The 1,407-nt window shown below is 75.2% G+C and carries 2 protein-coding genes; both read left to right on the top strand.

Annotated elements, in window-relative coordinates; genetic code table 11:
* Window positions 1-55: 55 nt before the first annotated feature.
* The gene (locus tag ABT116_RS46330) at window positions 56-1,150 is read left to right on the top strand and encodes an XdhC family protein (RefSeq protein ID WP_351647235.1); all 1,095 of its coding nucleotides are present in this window, start codon (window positions 56-58) and stop codon (window positions 1,148-1,150) included.
* 37 nt (window positions 1,151-1,187) lie between these two features.
* The coding region (locus tag ABT116_RS46325) for a putative quinol monooxygenase (RefSeq protein WP_351647233.1) at window positions 1,188-1,407 on the top strand (220 nt) is incomplete at its 3' end.

The raw sequence follows: 1,407 nt of genomic DNA, 5'->3' as shown, positions 1-1,407 counted from the left end.
CCGGCTTCGGCGCCTGTTCGACCGGCTGGCGGGCCCCTGGCGGGGCGACCCGTGGATCTGGCGGCGCGGCCTGTTCGTCGCCGCGGGCGCGGTGCACCACCCCGGGACGGTCGTCGAGGTCAACCGCAGCGCGCCGCGTGCCCCCGGCGCGGCGATGGCGGTGGGCCCGGACGAGGAGGTCGTGGGCAGCGTGTCCGGGGGCTGTGTCGAGGGCGCGGTGTTCGAGCTGGCGCAGGCCGTCGCCGCGGACGGCGAGGCCCGTCTCGAGACCTTCGGCTACAGCGACGAGGACGCCTTCGCGGTCGGCCTGACCTGCGGCGGCGAGATCACGCTGCTCGTGCGCGCCGTCACGCCCGAGCGGGATCCCGGATTCGGCGCGGTCGCGGACTCGGTCGCGGCGGGCGAGCCGGTCGCCGTGGCGACCGTGACCGACGGACCGGCACCGCGCGGGGCCGCCCTCGCCGTCTGGCCGGACCGGATCCTCGGCACGCTCGGCGCGAGCGGCCTCGACGCGGCCGTGACCGCCGACGCCCGCGGCGAACTCGCCCTCGGCGCGACCGGCATGCGGCACTACGGGCCCGAGGGGCAGCGCCGCGAGGACGCCGTCAGCGTGTTCCTGCAGTCCTTCGCACCGCCGCCGCGGATGCTGGTGTTCGGCGCGATCGACTACGCCGCGGCCGTGGCCCGCATCGGCGGCTTCCTCGGCTACCGGGTCACCGTCTGTGACGCCCGCCCCGTCTTCGCCACGCCCCGGCGCTTCCCCGACGGCGTCGAGGTGGTCGCGCAGTGGCCGCACCGCTATCTGCGCGAGACCGACACCGACGAGCGCACCGTGATCTGCGTTCTCACGCATGACCCGAAGTTCGACGTGCCACTGCTGACGGAGGCGCTGCGCCGCCCGGCCGCCTACATCGGGGCGATGGGCAGCCGCCGCACCCACGCCGACCGGGCCGCACGGCTCGCCGAGGCCGGGCTCACGGAACGCGAGCTGTCCCGGCTGCGCTCACCGGTCGGCCTCGACCTGGGCGCCCGTACACCCGAGGAGGTGGCGGTGTCCGTCGCCGCCGAGATCGTGGCGCTGCGCTGGGGCGGCACCGGAGCGCCGCTCACCGCGACGGAGGGCGCGGTGCATCCGCACCGATCCTCCTGACATATCAGCAGATCAGCAGATCAGCGAAGGGATTCCCATGATCTTCATCACCGCCAGGTTCCGAGTCCGCCCCGAGCACGCCGACCGCTGGCCCGAGATCGCCGCCGACTTCACCCGGGCGACGCGCGCCGAGCCCGGCTGCCTGTGGTTCGACTGGTCGCGCAGCGTGGACGAGCCGTCGGAGTACGTGCTGGTCGAGGCCTTCCGCGACGACGAGGCCGGGGCCGCGCATGTGCAGTCCGCGCACTTCAAGGCCG

The sequence above is a fragment of the Streptomyces sp. NPDC002130 genome (assembly GCF_040296465.1).
Taxonomy (GTDB): domain Bacteria; phylum Actinomycetota; class Actinomycetes; order Streptomycetales; family Streptomycetaceae; genus Streptomyces.
This window is presented reverse-complemented; position numbering and strand designations above follow the sequence as displayed.